This window comes from Streptomyces hawaiiensis, from assembly GCF_004803895.1.
GTDB classification, from domain to species: domain Bacteria; phylum Actinomycetota; class Actinomycetes; order Streptomycetales; family Streptomycetaceae; genus Streptomyces; species Streptomyces hawaiiensis.
Map to the genome: position 1 here is coordinate 6,057,715 of NZ_CP021978.1, position 23,855 is coordinate 6,081,569.

The following is a 23,855-nucleotide window of genomic DNA, read 5'->3' on the forward strand; positions in this document are numbered from 1 at the left end:
GGACGCCATGACGGGGGACGCCCCGATCACCCTGCTGATCGTCGACGACCACCCCGTCGTCCGGGACGGCCTGCGCGGCATGTTCGAGTCCGCTCCGGGCTTCCACGTCCTGGGGGAGGCGTCGAACGGCGTCGAGGCGGTCTCGCTCGCCGCGGGCCTCGACCCGGACGTGATCCTGATGGATCTGCGCATGCCGGGCGGCGGGGGAGTGGACGCCATCCGCGAACTGAGCCGAACCGGCGCCCGCGCCAAGGTCCTCGTCCTCACCACCTACGACACCGACTCCGACACACTTCCCGCGATCGAGGCGGGCGCGACGGGCTACCTCCTGAAGGACGCCCCCCGCGAGGAGTTGTTCACGGCGGTACGGGCGGCGTCGGAAGGCCGTACGGTCCTCTCCCCGGCGGTGGCCTCCCGCCTCGTCTCCGCGGTCCGTACGCCCAGGGCCCCGGGCAACGAGCCGCTCTCCGCCCGCGAACGCGAGGTCCTCGCCCTGGTGGCCAAGGGCACCTCCAACCGCGAGATCGCCCGCGAACTGTTCATCAGCGAGGCGACCGTGAAGACCCACCTCACCCACCTCTACGCCAAGCTCGGCGTCAAGGACCGCGCGGCGGCGGTGGCGGTGGCCTACGACCGGGGGATCCTCGGCTAGGCCGTGTCCGCGAAGCCCCGCCTGCCCCGCGACGCCTGGCCCGCACTCTCGCCGCACCGGGCGAAGCCTCAAGTACATCCGGTACGAGGGTCTCCGCCCGGCACGCCGAGAGCACGCACCAGACGCCGCGGGGCCCGCCCTCCGGGCGAACGACGGGACTTTGCGGACACGACCTGAGCCTGTCGATCGGATCAGGCCGCGGACGTGGACTCACCCCGCCACCCGCAGCAGCAGTACCGCCCGCGCCGGCATCGTGATCTCCGTGCCCGCCCGGTGCTCCACGCCCGGCGCCTCCCCCTGCTCCTCCAGGCTCGTGTCGACGACGACCTCGTACCGCTCGGCCCAGGGCGGCCCCGGCAACTGGAAGTTCACCGGCCCCTCGCCCGCGTGCAGCACGGCCAGAAAGCTGTCGTCGAGGATCTGCTCCCCGCGCTCGTCGCGGCCCGGGATGTCCCGGCCGGACAGGTACATGCCCAGCGTGGCGGCGGGCGCGTACCAGTCCCGCTCCGTCATCTCCGTGCCCCGGGACGTGAACCAGGCCAGGTCGCGCAGCCCGTCCGCGGTCTGGGCCCGGCCCGAGAAGAACGCCCGGCGCCTGAGCACCGGGTGGCGGTGGCGCAGCTCGATCAGCCGGGAGGTCAGCGCGAACAGGGCCTGCCAGCCCGGCTCCTCCAGCAGCTCCCAGTCAAGCCAGCTGATCTCGTTGTCCTGGCAGTAGGCGTTGTTGTTGCCGCGCTGGGTGCGGCCCAGTTCGTCGCCCGCGACCAGCATGGGCACGCCCGTCGACAGCAGCAGGGTGGTCAGGAGGTTCCTCAGCTGCCGCCGCCTGAGCGCCCGGACGCCCTCGTCGTCCGTCTCGCCCTCGGTGCCGCAGTTCCAGGCCCGGTTGTCGTCCGTGCCGTCCCGGTTGCCCTCGCCGTTGGCCTCGTTGTGCTTGCGTTCGTAACTCACCAGGTCGCGCAGCGTGAAACCGTCGTGCGCCGTGATGAAGTTGACGGACGCGTACGGCCTGCGGCCGCCCCAGGCGTACAGGTCGCTGGAGCCCGACAGGCGGTAACCCATCTCCCGCACGTCCGGCAGCGCATGCCGCCAGAAGTCCCGTACGGCGTTGCGGTACCGGTCGTTCCACTCCGTCCACAGCGGCGGGAACGCCCCCACCTGGTAGCCGCCCGACCCCACGTCCCACGGCTCGGCGATCAGCTTCACCCGGCGCAGCACCGGGTCCTGGGCGATGACCGCCAGGAACGGGGAGAGCATGTCGACGTCGTGCATGGAACGGGCCAGCGCCGCCGCCAGGTCGAAGCGGAAGCCGTCCACGCCCATCTCCGTGACCCAGTAGCGCAGTGAGTCGGTGATCAGGCGCAGCACCTGCGGCTGCACCACGTGCAGGGTGTTCCCGCAGCCGGTGTAGTCGGCGTAGCGGCGGGCGTCGTCCTGGAGGCGGTAGTAGCCGCGGTTGTCGATGCCCTTGAGGGACAGGGCCGGGCCGAGTTCACCCGCCTCGGCGGTGTGGTTGTAGACCACGTCGAGGATGACCTCGATCCCGGCCGCGTGCAGGGCGCGCACCATCCGCTTGAACTCGCCGACCTGCTGGCCGGTCGTCCCGGAGGCCGCGTAGGCCGCGTGCGGGGCGAAGTATCCGATGGAGTTGTAGCCCCAGTAGTTCTTGAGGCTTCTGCGCAGCAGATGGTCCTCGTGGGCGAACTGGTGCACCGGCAGCAGCTCCACCGCCGTCACGCCCAGTTTCACCAGGTGCTCGACCGCAGCCGGGTGCGCGAGGCCGGCGTAGGTGCCGCGCAGCTCCTCGGGGATGCCCGGGTGCAGCCGGGTGAAGCCCTTGACGTGCAGCTCGTAGATCACCGAGTCGGCCCACGGCGTCTTCGGGCGGCGGTCGTCGGCCCAGTCGTCGTCATCGTGGACGACGACCCCCTTCGGGACATGCGGCGCCGAGTCCCGGTCGTCGCGCACGGTGTCGGCGACATGCTGCTGCGGCCAGTCGCGCACGTGCCCGTACACCTCCGGCGGCAGACTGAAGTCCCCGTCCACCGCCCGCGCGTACGGGTCGAGGAGCAGCTTCGCCGGGTTCCAGCGGGCGCCCGTCCAGGGGTCCCAGCGGCCGTGCACCCGGTAGCCGTAGCGCTGCCCGGGCAGCACGCCGGGGACGAAGCCGTGCCAGATCTCGTGGGTCAGCTCGGCGAGCCGGACCCGCGACTCCTTGCCCGCCTCGTCGAAGAGGCACAGCTCGACGCCCTCGGCCCCGCCCGCCCACAACGCGAAGTTGGTGCCCGCCACGCCGTCCGGGCCGACCCGGAACCGGGCGCCCAGCGGGGTCGGCGCGCCCGGCCACGCGGGCACGGTGGGCGGCGGCGCGGCCCGCCGTGCGCCGTTCACGGCGGCGGTCTGGCGCCCGTTCCCGGTGGCCTGATGACCGGCCACCGCCTCCTGCTCGGCTGCGCTGGACACCTGTCAGCCTCCCGCGGCTCGTGGGACGACGGGGGACAGAGGGGTGCGGCCCTGTGCTGCGGCCCGGGTCGCGGCTCCCCTGCGCGTCGTCCTCCCCACTGTTCTGCCCAGAGCGTGGGTCGCACTCACGTTTCCCCGGGGGCGGGCATGGTCGTTTCCCGGGGACACGGCCGGTCGTTGGGTACCTCGTGAGGCACGTACAAGGGCGCGCGCGGCGCGCGAGGGCCGCGCTGGCCGCCGTAGTGACATGGGCAGGGCTCCTCGCCGGGGCCACGGGCTGTACCTCGGACGACGCGGGCGGGATCGCCGGGGCGTTCGGCGCGCCCCCGGCGCCCGAGGACGTCATCAAGGTCTCGCCCGACGACGGCAGCAGGGGAGTGCGCCCCGGGAAGAAGCTGCGGGTGCGCGTGCCCGACGGCCGGCTGGAGAAGGTGAAGGTCGTCAGGTCGCAGGACGCGCAGGAGTCCCCGGTGCCCGGGCACCTCTCCGCCGACGGCCTGATCTGGGAACCCGACGAGGAGCGGCTCGCACTGGCCGCCAAGTACACGATCGACGCGGTGGCCGTGGACGGCGACGGACGCCGCTCGGCCCGGCACACCACCTTCACGACGTACGTCCCCGAGGAGCGCTTCATCGGCTACGTCGCCCCGGAGAACCGCGCCACGGTCGGCACCGGAATGATCGTCTCCCTGGAGTTCAACCGGAAGATCGCGAACCGGGCCGCGGTCGAACGCGCGGTGCGCGTCACCGCCCGCCCGGCCGTCGAGATCCGCCCGCACTGGTTCGGGAAGACCCGCCTCGACTTCCGCCCCGAGGACTACTGGAAACCCGGCACCCAGGTCACCGTCGCCCTGCGCCTGCGCGACGTCGAGGGGGCACCCGGTGTCTACGGCCTGCAGCACAAGACGTTCTCCTTCACCGTCGGCCGCAGCCAGGTCTCCGTGGTCGACGCCGCCGCGCACTCCATGGAGGTCCGGCGCGACGGCGAGCCCCTCGCCACCGTGCCCGTCACGGCGGGCGCGCCCAAGAACACCACGTACAACGGCAAGATGGTGGTGACCGAGATGCTCGACGTCACCCGCATGAACGGCGCCACGGTCGGCTTCAAGAAGCGCGACGGCAAGGGTGAGTACGACATCCCGGACGTCCCGCACGCCATGCGCCTGACCGACTCCGGCACCTTCCTGCACGGCAACTACTGGGCGCACCACACCGTCTTCGGCCGCACCAACGTCAGCCACGGCTGCATCGGTCTGCGCGATGTGAAGGGCGGCGGGTCGGACACCCCGGCCGGCTGGTTCTTCGACCGCAGCCTCATCGGGGACGTCGTCGAGGTCGTGAACAGCAATGACAAAAAGGTCTCTCCCGACAACGGGCTCGGAGGATGGAATATGGGCTGGAATGCATGGAAGGCGGGCAGTGCGGTGAAGTAGCCCGACAAGGGGGCGGGTTGACCCGGTGATCTGTTGGGACCGAACAGTGACAATCGCGGGCCGCCGGTGCCGTCCACCCTGTGGTTACTATTCGCCGACGCGCGGGGGACGCGCGGGGTGCGGGCCTGACCAGGCCCGGGGAGGGGAGAACCACTTGAACGGGCGACCGATATCGGGGGCGTCGGTTGGACGCGGTAACGGAGTGCTCGCGCTGATACTCGGCGTGCTGCTGCTCGCCGTCACGGCGTGTGGCGGCGGGGGGACCGGCTCCGGTTCCGGCGGGGGTGACAACAAGGTCAAGGACTCGGACGCCGCGCAGAGCAAGCAGTCCGAGGCGGTCGTCGGCATCACCCCCAAGGACGGAGCCAAGTCCGTCGACACGAGCGGTGCGCTGAAGGTCACCGCCACGAAGGGGAAGCTGACCGAGGTCGAGGTCAAGGACACCAAGGGCAAGAAGGTCGACGGCGAGATATCCGGGGACGGCGCCAGCTGGACGCCGTCCACCCACCTGGCCGGCGCCACCAAGTACACGGTCCACGCGGTCGCCAAGGACTCCGAGGGCCGCACGGCCGCGGAGGACGCGGGCTTCACCACGCTGACCCCGGAGAACACCTTCATCGGCACCTTCACCCCGGAGGACGGCTCCGAGGTCGGCGTCGGGATGCCGTTCTCCATCCGCTTCTCGCGGGGCATCACCAACCCGGAGGACGTCGAGAAGGCCATCCGCATCAAGACGGAGCCGGCCGTCGACGTCGAGGGCCACTGGTTCGGAAACGACCGGCTCGACTTCCGCCCCGAGAAGTACTGGAAGTCCGGCACCAAGGTGACCGTCGACCTGAACCTCGACGGCGTCGAAGGCCGCTCCGGCGTCTACGGCGAGCAGGACAAGACGGTGAAGTTCACCATCGGCCGCAACCAGGTCTCCGTCGTCGACGCCAAGAAGCTCACCATGAAGGTCATGCGCGACGGCAAGGTCGTCAAGACCATCCCGGTCACCACCGGCCAGCCCGGCATGGAGACCTGGAACGGCCAGATGGTCATCAGCGAGATGCTCCCGGTGACCCGGATGAACGGCGAGACGGTCGGCTACGGCGGCGAGTACGACATCAAGGACGTCCCGCACGCCATCCGCCTGACCACCTCCGGCACGTTCCTGCACGGCAACTACTGGGCGAGCGGCGCCTTCGGCAACTACAACGCCAGCCACGGCTGCATCGGTCTGCGCGACGTGCGCGGCGGCTGGGACAAGAAGGTGCCGGCCGCGTGGTTCTTCAACCACTCGATGGTCGGCGACGTGGTGGTCGTCAAGAACTCCGAGGACCGGATCGTCGACCCGGACAACGGGCTCAACGGCTGGAACATGTCGTGGGAGAAGTGGAAGAAGTAATTCTTCCCCGACCCCAGGGCCCCGGTGTGACGGACCGCACCGGGGCCCTGGGCGTTAGTGGCCGTTAACCTGCTGCCTATGACCGTCTCTCTCGAAGTCGCTGAAGGCGTCGGCACCCTCCGTCTCGACCGCCCGCCCATGAACGCGCTGGACATCGCCACGCAGGACCGGCTGAAGGAACTCGCCGAGGAGGCCACGCGCCGCGCGGACGTCCGGGCCGTGGTGATCTACGGCGGCGAGAAGGTGTTCGCGGCCGGCGCGGACATCAAGGAGATGCAGGCGATGGACCACACCGCGATGGTCCTGCGCGCCCGCGCCCTGCAGGACTCGTTCACGGCGGTGGCCCGGATCCCCAAGCCGGTCGTCGCGGCCGTGACGGGCTACGCGCTGGGCGGCGGCTGCGAGCTCGCCCTGTGTGCCGACTTCCGCATCGCCGGCGAGAACGCCAAGCTCGGCCAGCCGGAGATTCTGCTCGGCCTGATCCCCGGCGCCGGCGGCACCCAGCGCCTGGCCCGCCTGGTGGGCCCCTCCAAGGCCAAGGACCTCATCTTCACGGGCCGGATGGTGAAGGCCGACGAGGCCCGGGAGCTCGGTCTGGTGGACCGGGTCGTCCCCGCCGACGAGGTCTACGCGCAGGCGCACGCCTGGGCCACGAAGCTGGCGCAGGGCCCGGCGCTCGCGCTGCGCGCCGCGAAGGAGTCGATCGACACGGGCCTGGAGACGGACATCGACACGGGTCTCGCGATCGAACGGAACTGGTTCGCGGGCCTGTTCGCCACCGAGGACCGCGAGCGCGGGATGCGCAGCTTCGTGGAGGAGGGCCCGGGCAAGGCGAAGTTCCTCTGAACATCCCTCCAGGGGCTTGCAATTGGCACGGTGTCTGAACCGGGGTCCCTCGATGGGGCGGTTTATGGCAGCCTTAAGGCAGCCTTAAGCGCATCTGGCCGGGGAAGTCCGCCGCTCACCCCGGAACGGAACATTCCGGCAGGTCGTACGGGGTGCGGGCGGTTCCGAAGTGCCTTTGGCATATGGCGGACGCCCGCCGGTTCACCGCCCGTCCCGGGGGGCGTATTCCCCGGGAACGGCCCCGTCGGGCGCTCCGGGCGGCCATGATGGGGGCATGGCGGGGCTGGAGGGTATGGAACAGCCGCGGGGACACGCTCATGCGGCCGCGGCGCGCTGGTCGCCGACCGTCGAGGACGAACACGCGCTCAAGGCGCTCGAGTTGTACGGCAACCCGGCGGAGGCAGAGGTTCCACTGCCGTCCCGCCCCGAGTCCGCGGCCACCGCCCGGCGCCTCACCCAGGTCGTGGTCCTGCGCCAGTGGGGGCTCACCCCCAAGACCACGGAGGACGCGGTCCTGCTCGTCTCCGAACTGGTCGGCAACGCCGTCCGCCACACCGGCGCCCGCGTCTTCGGACTGCGGCTGCACCGGCGCCGTGGCTGGATCCGCGTCGAGGTGCGCGACCCCTCCCGGGGGCTGCCGTGCCTGATGCCGGTCCAGGAGCTGGACATCAGCGGCCGGGGCCTGTTCCTCGTCGACAAGCTGGCCGACCGCTGGGGGGTCGATCTGCTGCCCCGGGGCAAGACCACCTGGTTCGAGATGCGGGTCGCCGATCGCTGAGCGCGCGCCATGCCTCACCCGGTCGCCGGACGGACGAATCACGGGTTTCCCTCCGACGCGCCCATTAAATGGTGCAATGCACCGCCATTTCGTCAAGAGCGCCCTGGTCGCGGGTGCCGCCCTCGCCGTCCTCGCCGCCTGTGGCACCGGGAGCGGGGAACGGACCTCCGAGGCGCGCGGCACCAAGGCCGCCGTTCCCGCCCCGCCCGAGAAGAAGCCCGTCGAGGGCCTGCCCGGCATGCCGCCCGTCCTGGACCCCGAGGACGTCTACGCGGCCGACCGCCCGAACAAACTGTCCCCGGTGGTCAAGGACTTCCCGTCCCGGGTCTACGTCCCCAACACCGAGTCCGACACGGTCTCCGTCATCGACCCGAAGACCTACGAGATCATCGAGACGATCCCCGTGGGCCGGCAGCCCCAGCACGTCGTGCCCTCCTGGGACCTGAAGACGCTCTGGGTCAACAACAACCGCGGCCACACCCTCACCCCGATCGACCCGAAGACCGGCAAGGCGGGCAAGGAGGTCGAGGTCCACGACCCCTACAACCTCTACTTCACGCCCAACGGCAGATACGCCGTCGTCATGGCCTCCCTCGACCGCGAGCTGGTCTTCCGCGACCCGCACTCCATGAAGATCAAGAAGACCGTCCCGGTCTCCTGCTACGGCGTCAACCACGCCGACTTCTCCCTCGACGGCCGCTATTTCATCGTCTCCTGCGAGTTCAGCGGCGAACTGCTCAAGGTCGACACCGAGCGCATGGAGGTGGTCGGGCAGCAGCGGCTGCCGTTCGAGGGCGCCATGCCGCAGGACGTGAAGATCTCGCCCGACGGCAAGAAGTTCTACATCGCCGACATGATGGCCCACGGCATGTGGGTCCTGGACGGCGACAAGTTCACCGAGCCCACCCTGATGCCCACCGGCAAGGGCTGCCACGGCCTCTACGTCAGCCGCGACTCCCGCGAGATGTACGTGTCCAACCGCGGCGAGGGCACCGTCTCCGTCTTCGACTTCACCCAGGACAAGCTGACCAAGAAGTGGGACCTGCCCGACGGCGGCAGCCCCGACATGGGCGGCGTCTCCGCCGACGGCAAGGTGCTGTGGCTGTCCGGCCGCTACGACGCCGAGGTGTACGCCATCGACACCCGCACCGGCACCCAGCTCGCCCGTATCCCGGTCGGCAGCGGCCCGCACGGCCTCGCGGTCTACCCGCAGCCGGGCCGCTACTCGCTCGGCCATACGGGCATTTTCCGGTGACACCATCCGCCGTCCACCGAAGGGAAGTTGACACGCCCTGATCGAGTGAGGGTCCCGGTTCCGCCGCGGCAGAACCGCGATTGTGCCGTGCATGATCGCTCTTCGCCTGCGGCGGCGGACCGCTGCCGCCGCACTCAGCCTCGCGGCCGTCCTCACCACCACGGGCGCCGCGCCCACCCAGGCTCCGGCCGCCACCGCCAGGGCCGCCGCCCCCGCGCCGGCCGCGTGTCCCGTCCAGTTCGACGACAAGGCCAAGGCCGCCGCCGACCGCCGGGTCGACGTCGGCCGCATCACCCCCGACCCGTCCTGGCGCACCACCTGCGGCACCCTCTACCGCGCCGACGGCCGCGGCCCCTCCGTGATCTTCGAGGAGGGCTTCCACCCCAAGGACGTCGTGAACGGCCAGTACGACCTGGAGAAGTACGTCCTGATCAACCAGCCGTCCCCGTACGTGTCGACGACGTACGACCACGACCTGTTCAAGAAGTGGAAGTCCGCCTTCAACTACTACGTCGACGCCCCCGGCGGCATCGACGTCAACCAGACCATCGGCGACACCCACAAGTGGGCCGACCAGCAGGAGGTCGCCTTCCCCGGCGGCATCGCCCGCCAGTACGTCATCGGCGTCTGCCCGGTCGACAAGCAGACCAGGACGGAGATCATGAGCGAGTGCGAAAGCAACCCGCACTACGACCCCTGGCACTGAGCAGCACCTCCGAGGCTCCTTGAGTCTCCACCCGCAGGAGGGTCCAGACTCGCCGACATGATCGACGACGGCACCGGACTGCTCACCATCGGGGAACTGGCCCGGGTCACCGGACTCACCGTGCGCACCATCCGCTACTGGTCCGACGAGGGCGCCCTGCCCCCGGTGGCCCGGTCCGCGGGCGGCTACCGGCTGTACGACGCGGCGTCCGTGGCGCGACTGGAGCTGGTCCGCACCCTGCGCGAGCTCGGCCTCGGCCTGGCGGACGTCCGCCGGGTCCTGGCCGGGGAGACGACGGTCGCGCAGATCGCGGCAGCGCACGTGGTCGCCCTGGACGCGCAGATCCGGTCGCTCAAGGTGACCCGCGCGGTGCTGTCGACGGTGGCGAAGCGGGGTTCCGATGCGGAGGAGATGACTGTCGTGAACAGACTGGCACGCCTGTCGGCGGCCGAGCGGCGGCGGATCGTGGAGGAGTTCGTGGACGAGGTGTTCCACGGGCTGGACACCGCGGACCCGGTGATCCGTGACCGCATGCGGAGCACCGCCGCGGATCTGCCCGAGGAGCCCACCCCCGAGCAGGTCGACGCCTGGCTGGAGCTGGCCGAGATGCTCCGGGACCCGGACTTCCGGGCGCGATGCGCAAGGTGGCCGAGTTCAACGCGGCCGACCGCGGTCATGACGCGCCCGCCGGGGCGTCCCTGTGGTTCTCCCGGCGGCTCGTGCAGCTGGGAGCCGAGGCCCGCGAGCGGGGCATCGCCCCCGAGTCACCGGCGGCGGCCGACGTGCTGCGCGAGCTGCTGGGCGACGCCGACCCCGCCACCGTGCTCACCCGGCTGCGGTCGCACGCCACTCACCAGGTCGCCCGGTACCGCGAGTTGCTCGCCGTGGTGAAGGGCACCGGGCCCGGGGCGGCCTACCGCGAGGAGTTCACCTGGGTGGTCGCCGCGCTGGAGGCACACACGGCCCGTTAACCTGACCTGCGTCAGACCTGCGTCGCCAGGACGTACAGCACGAGATGAGGGGCGGATCGGTGGCGGACATCGAGGAAGCACGCAAGCAGTTCGAGCGGATCGATACGGACGGGGACGGATTCATCACCGCTGCCGAGTTCAAGGCCGCCCTCGCCCGGTCGGGCGACTGGAACGTCACGGAGTCGGTCGCCGAGGTCGTCATCAAGACCCGCGACCTCGACGGCGACAAGCAGCTGAGCTTCGACGAGTTCTGGGCCTACCTGAACAAGTAGGCGCAGGCTCGCCGGTTCGCCGAGCGAAGGGGCCCGGTCCGCGATCGTCGGACCGGGCCCCTCGCGCATGCCCTGGCGTGACACGCGCGAGGACCACCTTCTCGGACTCGGAATAGCCCGCCCGTCCCGGAGGTTGACCCCGGTCACGACGGCTCCGCGAGGCGCTGTTCATCTCCGGAAGGGCAAGGCGAGGACATGAAGATCGGCATCATCGGAGCGGGCAACATCGGCGGCAACCTGACCCGGCGGCTCACCGCCCTCGGTCACGACGTGTCCGTCGCCAACTCCCGAGGCCCCGAGACGCTCACGGCCCTGGCGCAGGAGACCGGCGCGACACCCGTGACGGTCGCGCAGGCGGCGCGGGGCGCCGAGATCGTCGTCGTCACCATCCCGCTGAAGGCGGTCCCGGACCTTCCCTCCGGTCTGTTCGACGGCGCGGCGGACGGCGTCGCGGTCATCGACACCGGCAACTACTACCCGCGGCAGCGTGACGGCAGGATCGCCGCGATCGAGGACGACGGCCTCACCGAGAGCCGCTGGACGGAGCGCCGACTCGGCCACCCGGTCGTCAAGGCCTTCAACGGGACCTTCGCCCAGGACATCCTGGACCGGCCGCTCCCCGCAGGCGACCCGGGCCGGATGGCCCTGCCGGTGGCCGGCGACGACGAGGCGGCCAAGCGCAAGGTACGGGACCTGATCGACGCGCTCGGGTTCGACACCGTCGACGCGGGCGGCATCGAAGACTCCTGGCGCCAGCAGCCCGACACGCCGGTCTACGGCCTGCGCGACGGCGTCGAAGCGGTCGAGAAGGCCCTGGCGCAGGCGTCCCCGGAGCGCACGCCGGCCTTCTGCGGATAGACCAGGCCTTCCTCAGCCCGCGTGCGCGGTGCGGCCGTCGGGGCGGGTGCCGGCCGCCGTGGCGGTGATCCGGTCCGCCAGTTCCGCGACGGCCGACAGGAGCCCGGCCGGTGGGCGGGCGAGGTCCAGGGCGTGGGTGGTGACGGTGATGCCGGCGCGGCGGATGACGTGGTCCGTGGGCCCGTCCCGGGCGGTGGCGGCGTAGACGAGATGGCCGTGCGGCAGGCCGAGCGCGGTGCAGTAGCCGAGCAGCTGGCCGAGGTGGTCGGTGGAGGGTGCGGCCCCGTCGAGGAACACGTACTTCGCGTCGACGACGGAGACCGGACGGCCCGCCCGGTACAGCACGATGTCCGGCCGCAGCCGCACCAGGCGGGCCTCGTCCAGTCGGTGGTGCCCCTCCTGCCCGGCGCACCGGATCCCCCGACGGGCGAGGACGTCGCCGAGCGCCACCGTGAGGAACCGCTCGAACACGTCCGGCAGGTCGAGCAGGAAACCGTCCACCGCGACGGGGCTGGCGCCGTCCGGCTGGACGGAGCGGGCGGACAGCACCAGCTCCGCTAGCCGCAGCACACGCGAGTAGCGGGAGTTGAGGCGGTTCGGTGTCCAGCGGGGCAGGGGCGCACCTGCGTGGAGGGCGCGGACGCCGGTGAGATGGCCGGCGAGGTGGTGCAGGGCCTGGCGGGTGCGTACCGGGACTCCGGGCAGCCGGGAGGCCAGGTGCAGGGCCGTGAGCAGGAGGCGGTTCTCGGCGATGTCGGGGGTGTGGTCGTCGTAGCGCACGGCGACGGGCAGCGGCAGGCCGACGCGGCGCAGCTGGTCCGCCGTGCGGATCCGGCCGCGGATCAGGGGCAGGTCCTCCTCGACCGTGCGGTAGCCGTGCAGCACTCCGGTGTCGAGCGTGCGGCGGGCGGTCCGGGCGAGCAGGTCGGCGACCGCGGGCAGGAGTTCGTCGGACTCGGCCGCGTCGACCGGCTCGGGCCGCCAGGGGTCGTGGGGGGAGTAGGAGAGCAGGAACAGCAGGTCCCGCACGGGGAGTTTGGGACGCAGGTGGAGCTGGACCGTTCCCCCGGAGGGGGTGCGCAGCCGGACCAGCCCGGCCTTCTGGTTCCCCCGCAGGCGCCAGCGTCCGCCCGCCGCCGGGGTCAGCCGCACCAGGCCCGGCACGGTGAGCAGCGCGGCGAGCTGGTCGCCCGTCAGCTCCCGCACGATGCCGGGGCCGGTCTCCGGCACGGTGAGCAAGAGGCCGCTCACGCCTCCTCCGGGGCCGCCCCGAGCGCCGCGCGCAGGGCGGGCAGGCCGTACTCCTCCTCCACGTCGGTCCCGGTCCCGTAGAGCTGGTCCTCCAGCAGGGGCAGGATCTGGGTGCGCCAGACGAGGTCGAGCCCCTCCGGCCGGGCGGCGGCGGGCTTCATCAGGTACGACGGACCGACGGCGCGGTCGGCGTCCCCGAGCCGGGCGTTGAGCTCGTCCAGCAGCCGGGCGGCGGTGTCCGGCAGGCCGCGCTCCCGCAGCCAGCGGTCCAGCAGGCCCCGGACCGGCGGCTTCTCGGGGGAGAGCCGGCGGAAGGCGAACCTGCGCCGCATCGCCGCGTCGACCAGGGCGATCGAACGGTCGGCGGTGTTCATCGTGCCGACGAGGAACAGGTTGCCCGGCAAAGTGAACGGGGCGTGCGGGCTGTACTGGGTGGTGACGGGCTCCTCGCGGTACTCCAGCAGGAAGTACAGCTCGCCGAAGACCTTCGCCAGGTTGGCCCGGTTGATCTCGTCGATGACCAGGACGTACGGGTTGGCCGGGTCCTTCGCGGCGCGTTCGGCGAGTAGCCGGAACGGCCCGGGCACGATGTCGAACACCACCGAGCCGTCCTCGCCCCGGACGGGACGGAAGCCCTCGAAGAAGTCCTCGTAGGTGTACGAGGGGTGGAACTGCACGAGCTCCACCCGGTCGGGCCCGGCGAGATGCCGAGCCAGGGCACGCGCCAGGTAGGTCTTCCCCGTGCCGGGCGGGCCGTGGAAGACGAGCTGCCCGTGCTCCTGCAGCTGCTCGGCGGTCTCCCGGAGCCACTCAAGCGGCATCAGCAGCCGCGCGGCCAGCTCCTCGGTGACGGGCGGCAGTTCCAGCGGCTTGGTGACGTCGACGTCGACGAGCTCCTCGGCGACGACGTCCTCCAGCCCGGCGCGCTCGGCGAGTTCGGCCGCGATGCTGCTGACGTCGTACAGCGCGGGCGGCAGTGGCAGCCGGGCCTGCACCCGCTCGGGCAGCTCCGCGCGCACGAGCGGCCGCTCGGCGGTGGCCCAGTTCACCGGCCTGCGGCGGGCGTTGTCCAAGCCGTCCGAGGCGTCGTACTCAGCCGGGCCCTGGACCGTGCCGACGTGGACCTCGTCCGGCGTCACCGTGACGACCAGGTCGCCGGGCTGCATCAGGGTGAGGAAGGCGTGCAGCTGGTACGCCGCCTGGGCGCGCATCTGGGCGCTGCCGTCCGGCATCGCCTCGGCGACGGCCTGCTGCACGTGCTGCTTAACCGAGCCGGCGGGGAGTTCGGGCATCTCCCGCCAGGACAGCGAGCAGTAGCCGCGCCGGAGCCAGTCCGGGACGAAGTTGCGGCCGTCCACGTCGTATCCGCGCACCAGCCAGCCGCGCTGGGCGTGCTCGACGGCCCCCCTGCGCCACCTGCGCACCCACGGCTCGTCGTAGAAGTCGACCGGCTCCCCGGTCTGCGCCCGCAGGGTCCGGCACAGCTCCAGCAGGTCGCGGTCGTCGTCTCCGGTGGGCTCGGGGAGCTCGTCCGCGAACGCCTTGACGATCTCCTGCTTGTGGTAGGCGCTGGCGATCGGCTGGTAGAAGTCCGGGAAGAGCAGAAACAGCAGGACGTGGATCTGCGCCCGCCCCTTCTTGTGCCCGACCGACTCCTGGATGCCCAGGCACAAGGCCTTGAACTCCAGCGGATCCTTCAGCACCGCCTCCCGCTCGGTGCCGGTCATGCCCGCGAGCCGCTCCACCAGCAGCACCAGGATCTGGAACTGGGCCCAGCGGTAGTTCAAAAAGCCCTGGCCGCCGTGCAGGAAGCCCTTCAGGCCCGGCTCCAGATCCTCCGGAACAGCCACCGGGCGGTCGGCCCAGGACAGCACCTCGCCAAGGATCTGCCGCTTCTTGGCCAGCCCGATCTGCTCGGGCACGAGCGGTGCCATGTTCACGAACAGCAGCTCGGCCGCCAGCACGATCGTCGTGTCCGGGGCGCCGTCGAGCTGCCGCCGCAGCTTGACCAGGAAGGTGTCCGAGGACTCGTCCGGCCGGTCCACGAACCGTCTGCGCAGATCCGAGGCCGTCGCCCCGGTCCAGGCCGGGAACTCCTGGGCGAACGCGGACTTCCCGCTCGCCAGCCCGTCGTGGAAGACCCGCCGCACCGCCGCCACGACATCGACACTCTCCGGCCGCCTCGCCACCGCGCCCCACCCCCTGTGCTCGAAGAACCCAGCTTAGGAGGGAGCGAGGGCAGCCGTCAGGCCGTCGGCCGGGAGAGGGTCAGCACTCGATGATGTTCACCGCCAGCCCGCCCCGGGCCGTCTCCTTGTACTTCACCGACATGTCCGCGCCGGTGTCCTTCATCGTCTTGATGACCTTGTCCAGGGACACCTTGTGAGAGCCGTCGCCGCGCATCGCCATGCGGGCGGCCGTGACGGCCTTGACCGCGGCCATGCCGTTGCGTTCGATGCAGGGGATCTGGACCAGGCCGCCTACGGGATCGCAGGTGAGGCCGAGGTTGTGCTCCATGCCGATCTCGGCGGCGTTCTCGACCTGCTCGGGCGAGCCGCCGAGGACCTCGGCCAGGGCGCCCGCGGCCATGGAGCAGGCGGAGCCGACCTCGCCCTGGCAGCCGACCTCGGCGCCGGAGATGGAGGCGTTCTCCTTGAAGAGCATGCCGATCGCGCCCGCGGCGAGCAGGAAGCGGACCACACCCTCCTCGTCGGCGCCCGGCACGAAGTTGACGTAGTAGTGCAGGACCGCCGGGATGATGCCGGCGGCGCCGTTGGTGGGGGCGGTGACGACCCGGCCGCCCGCGGCGTTCTCCTCGTTGACCGCCATGGCGTAGAGGGTGATCCACTCCATGGACAGGGCCAGCGGGTCGCCTTCGGAGCGCAGCTTGCGCGCGGTGTTCGCGGCCCGGCGGCGCACTTTGAGACCGCCCGGCAGGATGCCCTCCTGGGACAGGCCGCGCGCCACGCAGTCCCGCATCACCTGCCAGATCTCCAGCAGGCCTTCGCGGATCTCCTCCTCGCTGCGCCAGGCCCGCTCGTTCTCCAGCATCAGCGCGGAGATGGACAGGCCCGTCTCCTCGGTCAGGCGCAGCAGCTCGTCACCCGTGCGGAAGGGGTGCTTCAGGACGGTGTCGTCGAGTTTGATGCGGTCCGCCCCGACCGCGTCCTCGTCGACGACGAACCCGCCGCCGACCGAGTAGTACGTCTTCGTCAGCAGCTCCGTGCCCGAGGCGTCGTACGCCCACAGCGTCATGCCGTTCGCGTGGTACGGCAGGGCCTTGCGGCGGTGCAGGACCATGTCGTCGTCGAAGGAGAACGCGACCTCGTGCTCGCCGAGCAGGTTCAGCCGGCCGCCGGTTTTGATCGCCTCCACCCGCTCGTCGGCGCTCGCGACGTCCACCGTGCGGGGCGAGTCGCCCTCCAGGCCGAGCAGCACCGCCTTGGGCGTGCCGTGGCCGTGCCCGGTCGCGCCGAGCGAGCCGTACAGCTCCGCGCGGACCTGTGCCGTCGGGGCCAGCAGCTCCTCGTTGCGCAGCCGCCGGGCGAACATCCGGGCCGCCCGCATCGGGCCGACGGTGTGGGAGCTGGACGGGCCGATGCCGATCGAGAACAGGTCGAAGACCGAGATGGCCACGGGGGAACTCCTGACTACGGGGGTGGTGCAGAGGGGGTGGGTGCCGCGCCCGCTTGTGGCCGGCGCGGCACCCGAAAGGTTTCTTCGTTACTTGTTCACACCCGGGTACAGCGGGTGCTTGTCGGCCAGGGCCTTCACCCGGGCCTTGAGGGCCTGCACGTCGTAGGACGGCTTCAGCGCCTCGGCGATGACGTCCGCGACCTCCGCGAAGTCCTCGGTTTCGAAGCCCCGGGTCGCCAGAGCCGGGGTGCCGATCCGCAGACCGGACGTCACCATCGGCGGACGCGGGTCGTCCGGGATCGCGTTCCGGTTGACCGTGATGCCCACCTCGTGGAGGCGGTCCTCGGCCTGCTGGCCGTCCAGCTCCGAGTGGCGCAGGTCGACCAGGACGAGGTGCACGTCCGTGCCGCCGGACAGGACGTCCACGCCCACGGCCCGGACGTCGTCCTTCACCAGACGCTCGGCCAGGATGCGGGCACCCTCCAGCGTACGGCGCTGGCGCTCCTTGAAGTCCTGCGAGGCGGCGACCTTGAAGGCGACCGCCTTGGCGGCGATCACATGCTCCAGCGGACCGCCCTGCTGACCGGGGAAGACGGCGGAGTTGATCTTCTTGGCCAGTTCGGCCGTGGAGAGGATCACACCGCCGCGCGGGCCGCCCAGCGTCTTGTGGGTCGTGGTGGTGACCACGTGCGCGTGCGGCACCGGGTTCGGGTGCAGCCCGGCCGCCACGAGACCCGCGAAGTGGGCCATGTCGACCATCAGGTACGCACCGGCCTCGTCCGCGATCCGGCGGAACTCCGCGAAGTCCAGCTGCCGCGGGTACGCCGACCAGCCGGCGACGATCAGCTTCGGCTTGGACTCCTTCGCCAGCCGCTCCACCTCGGCCATGTCGACCCGGCCGTCCTCGCCCACGTGGTAGGCGACGACGTCGTAGAGCTTGCCGGAGAAGTTGATCTTCATGCCGTGGGTCAGGTGCCCGCCGTGGGCGAGGTTCAGACCCATGATGGTGTCGCCCGGCTTGAGCAGCGCGAACATCGCGGCCGCGTTGGCCTGGGCGCCCGAGTGCGGCTGCACGTTGGCGTGCTCGGCGCCGAACAGCTCCTTGACGCGGTCGATCGCGATCTGCTCGACCACGTCGACGTGCTCGCAGCCGCCGTAGTAGCGGCGGCCCGGGTAGCCCTCGGCGTACTTGTTGGTGAGGACCGAGCCCTGCGCCTCCATGACCGCGACCGGCGCGAAGTTCTCCGAGGCGATCATCTCGAGCGTGGACTGCTGACGGTGCAGCTCGGCGTCGACCGCGGCGGCGACCGCCGGGTCGAGCTCGTGCAGGGGTGTGTTCAGGACGGACATACGGCTACGACTCCTCAGCCCGCGGAGAACGCGGTGTACTCGTCGGCGGAGAGCAGGTCGCCCGGCTCGTCCGTGATCCGCACCTTGAACAGCCAGCCGCCCTCGAAGGGGGCCGAGTTCACCAGCGACGGGTCGTTCACGACGTCCTCGTTGACCTCGGTGACCTCACCGGAGACGGGGGAGTACAGGTCGGACACCGACTTGGTCGACTCCAGCTCGCCGCAGGTCTCGCCGGCGGACACGGAGTCACCGACCTCGGGAAGCTGGACGAACACGACATCGCCGAGCGCGTTGGCCGCGTGCTCCGTGATGCCGACCGTCGAGACGCCGTCCTCGGCGGCCGACAGCCACTCGTGCTCCTTGCTGTAGCGCAGCTCTTTGGGGTTGCTCATGGCCTGGATTCTCCTGTACGCGCGGGAGTGCTGTGGAAGGGGGGACTGCTGGTGAGCTGGGACGACGGGCACGGGGCCGCTGCCGCGGCCCTTTGGCCAGTGTCTACTTCTGGCGCTTGTAGAACGGCAGCGCCACGACCTCGTACGGCTCGTGACTGCCCCGGATGTCCACGCCCACTCCGGTCGTGCCGGGCGCGGCGTGCGCGGCGTCGACGTACGCCATCGCGATCGGCTTGCCGAGGGTGGGGGAGGGGGCGCCGGAGGTGACCTCGCCGATCACCTCGCCGCCGACGACGACCGCGTACCCGGCGCGCGGGACCCGGCGGCCCTCGGCGACCAGGCCGACGAGCACACGCGGCGGCTGGGCCTCGGCGCGGGCGGCGGCCTCGCGCAGGGCCTCGCGCCCCACGAAGTCACCCTCCTTCTCGAACTTCACCACCCGGCCGAGCCCGGCGTCGAAGGGCGTGAGGGAGGTGCTCAGCTCGTGCCCGTACAGCGGCATGCCCGCCTCCAGGCGCAGCGTGTCGCGGCAGGACAGGCCGCACGGGGCCAGCCCGGCGCCCTCGCCGGCCTTGGTCAGGGCCTGCCACAGCTCCACCGCGTGCTCGGGCTTCACGAACAGCTCGAAGCCGTCCTCGCCGGTGTAGCCGGTCCGGGCGATCAGGGCCGGGACGCCCGCGACCGTGCCGGGCAGCCCGGCGTAGTACTTCAGGCCGTCCAGGTCGGCGTCGGTCAGGGACTTCAGGATCCCCGGCGACCGCGGACCCTGTACGGCGATCAGCGCGTAGGCGTCCCGGTCGTCGCGCACCTCGGCGTCGAAGCCGGCGGCGCGCTCGGTCAGCGCGTCCAGGACCACCTGGGCGTTGGAGGCGTTGGCGACGACCAGGTATTCGGAAGAAGCGGCCTCGGTCTCGCCCAGCCGGTAGACGATCAGGTCGTCCAGGATGCCGCCGTCGGCCCGGCAGATCATGGTGTAGCGGGCGCGGCCCGGCTTCACACCGCCGATGTTGCCCACCAGGGCGAAGTCGAGGAGGGCGGCGGCCTGCGGGCCGGTGACGGTGATCTCCCCCATGTGGGAGAGGTCGAAGAGCCCGGCCTTCGTGCGCACGGCGGTGTGCTCGTCGCGCTCGGAGCCGTAGCGCAGGGGCATGTCCCAGCCGGCGAAGTCGGTCATCGTCGCGCCGAGCGAACGATGCAGGGCATCGAGCGCGGTGTGACGGAGTTCTCCTGTACTGCTCACGGTCGGTCGTCTCCCAAGGCAATGACGGGCGAGGTCGTTCCTCCCCATCTGTCATCGGAACCTGAGAGGTTCGCCATGACCACACGGGTCCTGGCTTGCACCTTGGGTGGGGCCACGCCTCGTGTCGCACACAGGGGGCGGCCCGCTTTTCAGATGTGCCTCGCCCGCGCGGTAACGGGGCCTGAGAGATTCAAGGGAGGGACTTGCTCCTTCGGCGCCTCAGCTCTTGCGGTGCTGGGGACTCTCCCGCGCGGATTCAAACGGCCGGTATGCAGTTGGCGCGCACATCATTGCACGCATCCTTCCGGCGCGGCAGGGGGACCTTTCCAGGGAGTGCACGAGTCCCGCCCGCCGGACACGGCGACCTGTAGCAGCCCTGTTGCAGGACAAGCACGTAAATGAGAGGCCTGCGGCATTACCTTCTCTTTACACTCGGCGGGGATGGGACTCCGTACCTGGCCCCAGGGGAGGACGATCACGGTGAACAGGACCACCGCGTACGCGACGACGGGCATGGCGCTGCCCGAGCAGCCGGCCGCCGCTCCGGTCCGGGCGGTCCGCGCCCCGGTGCCGGCGCCGGTCGTCCGCGATCTGCGCGACCGCGCCGGGCGCGGCCCGCACGCGCTGCTGTTCGGCCCCCGCGACCTCGTCGTGGTCACGGGCCTGCCCGGCAGCGGCAAGTCCACGCTGATGCGGCGCGCGGTACCGGACCGGCGCGTCGACTCCCAGGACACCCGTGACCGCTGGGCCCGCCGCATGCCGCGCGCCCTGCCGTACGCGCTCTACCGCCCGCTCGTCCGCCTCGCCCACTACGCCGGGCTGCGCCGTGCCCTGCGCACGGGTGAGGGCATCGTGGTGCACGACTGCGGCACGCAGGCCTGGGTCCGCCGCTGGCTCGCCCGCGAGGCCCGCCGCCGCGGCGGCACGCTCCACCTGCTCCTCCTCGACGTCACCCCCGAGCAGGCCCTGGCCGGCCAGCGCGACCGGGGCCGCGGTGTCTCGCGCTACGCGTTCCTGCGCCACCGCGCGGCCAGCACCCGCCTCCTGCGCGCGGTGGAACGCGGCGACCTCCCTTCCGGCTGCGGCTCGGCCGTCCTGGCCGACCGGGACGCGGCGAACGCGCTCCACAGAATCGGCTTCACGGGCTGAGGGGCCCCCGGGCCCGCCCCGTCGTCCACAGGCCGGCCTCCTCGCGCCCCTGAGCCGTTAGCCTTTTGAGCCACAGCAGTGGTTCCAGGCAGGCGGTAGGAAGATGGACATCCCGGCGGACTTCTCCGCGGACTTTCCGGCGCAGACGCAGACCCACCCGCACGGCGGTTGGCCCGGCAACGAGCTGGAGGAGGTGCTCTCGGCCTCCCTCAGCGCCGGACCGGCGGCCGGCGGGCGGATCGTCGAGGTGCTCGGCCGGAGCTTCGTATGGATCCCGCTGCCCAGCGGCGGCGGCCCGCACAGCGGCCCCCTCGACCTGCCCGGCATCGAGATCGACGGCCAGGCGTTCGTGCCGGTGTTCAGCTCCGAGGAGCAGTTCCGCCAGGTCGCCGGCTCCCACATGTCGTACACCATCGCGCCCGCCGTGGAGTTCGCCCGCGGCCTGCCCCCACACGCGGGCATAGCCGTCAACCCCGGTGGTGTGGTCGGCATCCCGCTCCCGCCGCCGGCCGTGGCTGAGCTGTGCCGGGCCGGCCGGACCCCGCTGGACGGTCCCGCGAGCGGCGGCCGGGTCCGCCTCTTCGAGCCCGACTGGCAGGACGACCCGGTGGACTTCCTGGCCGCCGCCTCCGCCGAGTTCGAGGCGACGGGCGTCGTCGTCACGGCCCGCCGCTGCCTCGCGGCCATCGAGACCGCCGACCCCGTGATGTTCGTGGGCGTCGAACTCTCCCAGTGGGAAGGCGACCTGCGCGCCCTCCCCTTGGACGCCCTCAGCCGTGCCGTCACCGCCGCCCCGGCTCCCTGGCCGGTCAACCTGGTGCTCCTGGACGTGACGGAGGACCCGGTGGGCAACTGGATGAGGGACAGGGTCCGGCCCTTCTACCAGCGGTAGGGCGGCGACTCAGGGGCGCGGGGCTGTGACACCATGCGGCTCCGCCGCGTGGGCGCGACAAGCCACCGACGGACCCGCCCCGTCGAGCGAGGGCAAGTCCCGAGTCGGCGCGCGGGCTTAAGCTAGGGCACGGTCGAGGCGTTGTACGAAGGGGCGGTAAAGGTGAGCGCGAGCGGCACGGCCGCGGCCGGACAGGTCGAGCACATACTGCGCCAGGTCACGCCCGGGCGTTACGACGCCTACGAGGCACTCCTGCGCGCGCTCGCGACCCCGCACACCGGCCAGATCTGGATGCTCCTGTGGCACGGCCAGGCCGGCTCCCCAGACGCCCAGTACGGAAACATGGACGTCGACGGCTATGGCTACGCCCCCTGCGTGACCTCCGCCCAGGAGCTCTCGGCCAGCGGCTGGAACCGCTCGTACGAGGTGGTCGACGGCGTCGACGTCGCCCGCGCGCTCTACCCCGACCACTTCGGCCTCTGGCTCAACCCGCACGCCCCCGGCGGCGGCGTCGGCATCCCCTGGCTCGACCTGCGCCGGATCGCCACGGGCCTGGACCGCCAGCCCGCCGGCCCCCTGCGCCTGTCCGAACCCGCCATCGAGATCCCGCAGTTCTACGCCCTGCTCGCGCAGAACGCCCACCGCACTGCGGCCGTCCGCACGCTGCGCCGCGCCTGGGTGCAGCCCGCGCTCGGGGCGCCGTACCTCGCCATCGGACTGGATGTGTACGACACCTCGCCGCCGGCCGTGGACTCCGTGCGCGCGATGATGCAGCAGTCCCTCGGTGCCGTGCCGGACGGGCTCCCCGTGTCGACCGTCGCCATGTCCGACGAGCACGACCCGGTCGCCCTGTGGCTGCGGGCGAAGGCCCGCCCCTTCTACGACCGCGAGGCGCACGCCACCGCCCCCGTCCAGGCCCCGGCCTCCGGCTACGGATACCCTCCGGCCCAGGGCCGGTACTGATCGGCTGGAAGCAGCCTCCCGGAGCCCCTCCCGCGCCACTCCGCGAACGCGAGAATCGCTCAGCTCTCCGCGCGTAGATAGAGGCGGAATGCGTCTCTGTGTCCTAAAATTCCCCTATTCCAGCGCGTCCGACCCCCGTTACCCGCTGTCCGGATAACGGAACCTCGCAGACAGCATCACGTTTACGCATCCTTTCACCGCCAAGTCTGGCAACAGATCGCCAAAGCGTTGAAGACTCCCCGCAAGACACGGGCCGGGTCGGTCTCGTGTACGAGACAAACAAAACCGCTACAGCGGCAGCCAGGGGCTCGGCGATCGCCGGGTCGAGAGGGGTCAATCGCACCGTGACCGCACCGATCGAGACCACCGGGGCGGAAGCCGGAGCACAGCCCGAGGCCGTGCTCTCCGGGGTCAAGAAGAGCCAGATCGAAGGGCGCTCGCTCACCCAGATCGCCTGGATGCGCTTCAAGCGGGACAAGGTGGCGATGGCGGGAGGCGTCGTCGTCATCCTGCTCGTGCTGATGGCGGTGTTCTCCAAGCCGATCCAGTGGATCTTCAACCTCGATCCGAACAAGTTCAACCAGGACCTCATCGACCCGGCGCTGCTCGCCCCCAAGGGCGGCTGGGGAGGCATGAGTTGGGACCACCCGCTCGGTGTGGACCCCCAGTACGGCCGCGACATGCTCGCCCGCATCATCGACGGCTCCTGGGTCTCCCTCCTGGTCGCGGGCGGCGCCACGCTGTTGTCCGTGTGCATCGGCACCGTGCTCGGTGTCGTCGCCGGCTACTACGGCGGCTGGATCGACAGCGTGATCAGCAGGCTCATGGACACCTTCCTGGCTTTCCCCCTGCTGCTGTTCGCCATCTCGATCTCCGCCTCGGTGCAGGACGGTTTCTTCGGCCTGGAAGGCCTGCCGCTGCGCATCTGCGTGCTGATCTTCGTGATCGGCTTCTTCAGCTGGCCGTACATCGGCCGCATCGTGCGCGCCCAGACGATGACCCTGCGCAAGCGGGAGTTCATCGAGGCCTCCACGAGCCTCGGGGCACGCGGCCCGTACATCCTGTTCCGGGAGCTTCTCCCGAACCTCGTCGCACCGATCCTCGTCTACTCGACGCTGATCATCCCGACGAACATCCTGTTCGAGGCCGCACTGAGCTTCCTCGGTGTCGGTATCGCTCCGCCGCAGGCCTCCTGGGGCGGCATGCTCAGCAACGCTGTGGACCTCTACACGGCTGATCCGCAGTACATGTTCGTGCCCGGACTGGCGATCTTCATCACCGTCCTGGCCTTCAACCTGCTGGGTGACGGGCTGCGTGACGCCCTCGACCCTCGCAGCAAGTGATCCATCGAAAGAGGGGGC

Annotated in this window: 20 protein-coding genes, 1 pseudogene and 2 riboswitches; of the genes and pseudogenes, 14 read left to right on the forward strand and 7 right to left on the reverse strand. The window is 71.1% G+C overall.

Annotation, left to right across the window (positions count from 1 at the left end; all coding sequences use genetic code 11):
• The first annotated feature begins 7 nt into the window (after positions 1-7).
• Positions 8-652, forward strand: a complete 645-nt coding sequence (locus CEB94_RS28120; RefSeq protein ID WP_175437198.1) for a response regulator — start codon at positions 8-10, stop codon at positions 650-652.
• Between the two features lie 210 nt (positions 653-862).
• Here the strand turns inward: CEB94_RS28120 and glgX are convergent, their stop codons facing one another.
• The gene (glgX, locus tag CEB94_RS28125; RefSeq protein WP_175434834.1) at positions 863-3,115 is read right to left on the reverse strand and encodes a glycogen debranching protein GlgX; all 2,253 of its coding nucleotides are present in this window, start codon (positions 3,113-3,115) and stop codon (positions 863-865) included.
• Between the two features lie 188 nt (positions 3,116-3,303).
• On the opposite strand from glgX, the gene CEB94_RS28130 reads away from it, so the two are divergent.
• The 9 genes and pseudogenes from CEB94_RS28130 (at position 3,304) to CEB94_RS28170 (ending at position 11,621) form a co-directional block, all read left to right on the forward strand.
• Positions 3,304-4,548: a L,D-transpeptidase gene (locus CEB94_RS28130; protein ID WP_175434835.1), complete on the forward strand. Its 1,245-nt coding sequence runs from the start codon at positions 3,304-3,306 to the stop codon at positions 4,546-4,548.
• A gap of 154 nt (positions 4,549-4,702) precedes the next feature.
• Positions 4,703-5,935 carry a L,D-transpeptidase gene (locus tag CEB94_RS28135; protein WP_175434836.1) on the forward strand — a complete coding sequence of 411 codons (1,233 nt, stop codon included), beginning with the start codon at positions 4,703-4,705 and terminating at the stop codon, positions 5,933-5,935.
• A gap of 78 nt (positions 5,936-6,013) precedes the next feature.
• Positions 6,014-6,781: an enoyl-CoA hydratase/isomerase family protein gene (locus tag CEB94_RS28140; RefSeq protein WP_175434837.1), complete on the forward strand. Its 768-nt coding sequence runs from the start codon at positions 6,014-6,016 to the stop codon at positions 6,779-6,781.
• Between the two features lie 169 nt (positions 6,782-6,950).
• Positions 6,951-7,559, forward strand: coding sequence for an ATP-binding protein (locus tag CEB94_RS28145; protein ID WP_175434838.1), 609 nt, complete (start codon positions 6,951-6,953; stop codon positions 7,557-7,559).
• 76 nt (positions 7,560-7,635) lie between these two features.
• Complete coding sequence (locus CEB94_RS28150) at positions 7,636-8,814, forward strand: YncE family protein (protein ID WP_175434839.1); 1,179 nt, start codon at positions 7,636-7,638, stop codon at positions 8,812-8,814.
• Between the two features lie 91 nt (positions 8,815-8,905).
• Entirely contained in the window at positions 8,906-9,520 is a 615-nt protein-coding gene (locus CEB94_RS28155) for an ADP-ribosyltransferase (protein ID WP_175434840.1), read from the forward strand.
• A gap of 57 nt (positions 9,521-9,577) precedes the next feature.
• A pseudogene (locus CEB94_RS28160) lies at positions 9,578-10,491 on the forward strand (helix-turn-helix domain-containing protein).
• 59 nt (positions 10,492-10,550) lie between these two features.
• Positions 10,551-10,763, forward strand: a complete 213-nt coding sequence (locus tag CEB94_RS28165; RefSeq protein ID WP_031144255.1) for an EF-hand domain-containing protein — start codon at positions 10,551-10,553, stop codon at positions 10,761-10,763.
• A 195-nt stretch (positions 10,764-10,958) separates the two neighbouring features.
• Positions 10,959-11,621 carry an NADPH-dependent F420 reductase gene (locus CEB94_RS28170; RefSeq protein WP_175434841.1) on the forward strand — a complete coding sequence of 221 codons (663 nt, stop codon included), beginning with the start codon at positions 10,959-10,961 and terminating at the stop codon, positions 11,619-11,621.
• 12 nt (positions 11,622-11,633) lie between these two features.
• Here the strand turns inward: CEB94_RS28170 and CEB94_RS28175 are convergent, their stop codons facing one another.
• The 6 genes from CEB94_RS28175 to gcvT form a co-directional block, all read right to left on the reverse strand.
• Complete coding sequence (locus tag CEB94_RS28175) at positions 11,634-12,872, reverse strand: McrC family protein (RefSeq protein ID WP_175434842.1); 1,239 nt, start codon at positions 12,870-12,872, stop codon at positions 11,634-11,636.
• On the reverse strand, positions 12,869-15,061 hold the full coding sequence (locus tag CEB94_RS28180) for an McrB family protein (RefSeq protein ID WP_175434843.1): 2,193 nt from the start codon (positions 15,059-15,061) through the stop codon (positions 12,869-12,871). The genes CEB94_RS28175 and CEB94_RS28180 overlap by 4 nt, the downstream gene beginning before the upstream one ends.
• A 79-nt stretch (positions 15,062-15,140) precedes the next feature.
• Positions 15,141-16,508: an L-serine ammonia-lyase gene (locus tag CEB94_RS28185; protein WP_175434844.1), complete on the reverse strand. Its 1,368-nt coding sequence runs from the start codon at positions 16,506-16,508 to the stop codon at positions 15,141-15,143.
• An 87-nt stretch (positions 16,509-16,595) separates the two neighbouring features.
• Positions 16,596-17,858 carry a serine hydroxymethyltransferase gene (gene glyA / locus CEB94_RS28190; protein ID WP_175434845.1) on the reverse strand — a complete coding sequence of 421 codons (1,263 nt, stop codon included), beginning with the start codon at positions 17,856-17,858 and terminating at the stop codon, positions 16,596-16,598.
• A gap of 14 nt (positions 17,859-17,872) precedes the next feature.
• Entirely contained in the window at positions 17,873-18,250 is a 378-nt protein-coding gene (gcvH, locus tag CEB94_RS28195) for a glycine cleavage system protein GcvH (protein WP_175434846.1), read from the reverse strand.
• Between the two features lie 103 nt (positions 18,251-18,353).
• Positions 18,354-19,490, reverse strand: a complete 1,137-nt coding sequence (gene gcvT, locus CEB94_RS28200; RefSeq protein ID WP_175434847.1) for a glycine cleavage system aminomethyltransferase GcvT — start codon at positions 19,488-19,490, stop codon at positions 18,354-18,356.
• Between the two features lie 38 nt (positions 19,491-19,528).
• Positions 19,529-19,649: riboswitch (glycine riboswitch) on the reverse strand.
• Positions 19,650-19,749, reverse strand: a riboswitch (glycine riboswitch).
• 221 nt (positions 19,750-19,970) lie between these two features.
• Between gcvT and CEB94_RS28205 the strand changes: the two genes are divergently transcribed.
• From CEB94_RS28205 to CEB94_RS28220, 4 genes are all read left to right on the forward strand, one after another.
• Positions 19,971-20,639, forward strand: a complete 669-nt coding sequence (locus CEB94_RS28205) for an AAA family ATPase (RefSeq protein WP_175434848.1) — start codon at positions 19,971-19,973, stop codon at positions 20,637-20,639.
• A gap of 103 nt (positions 20,640-20,742) precedes the next feature.
• Positions 20,743-21,531 (forward strand): enhanced serine sensitivity protein SseB, encoded by a 789-nt coding sequence (locus tag CEB94_RS28210; RefSeq protein ID WP_175434849.1) that lies wholly within the window; start codon positions 20,743-20,745, stop codon positions 21,529-21,531.
• A gap of 162 nt (positions 21,532-21,693) precedes the next feature.
• Positions 21,694-22,494, forward strand: coding sequence for an enhanced serine sensitivity protein SseB C-terminal domain-containing protein (locus CEB94_RS28215; RefSeq protein ID WP_175434850.1), 801 nt, complete (start codon positions 21,694-21,696; stop codon positions 22,492-22,494).
• Positions 22,495-22,838: 344 nt separating this feature from the next.
• Complete coding sequence (locus tag CEB94_RS28220) at positions 22,839-23,837, forward strand: ABC transporter permease (RefSeq protein ID WP_175434851.1); 999 nt, start codon at positions 22,839-22,841, stop codon at positions 23,835-23,837.
• Positions 23,838-23,855 lie beyond the last annotated feature (18 nt).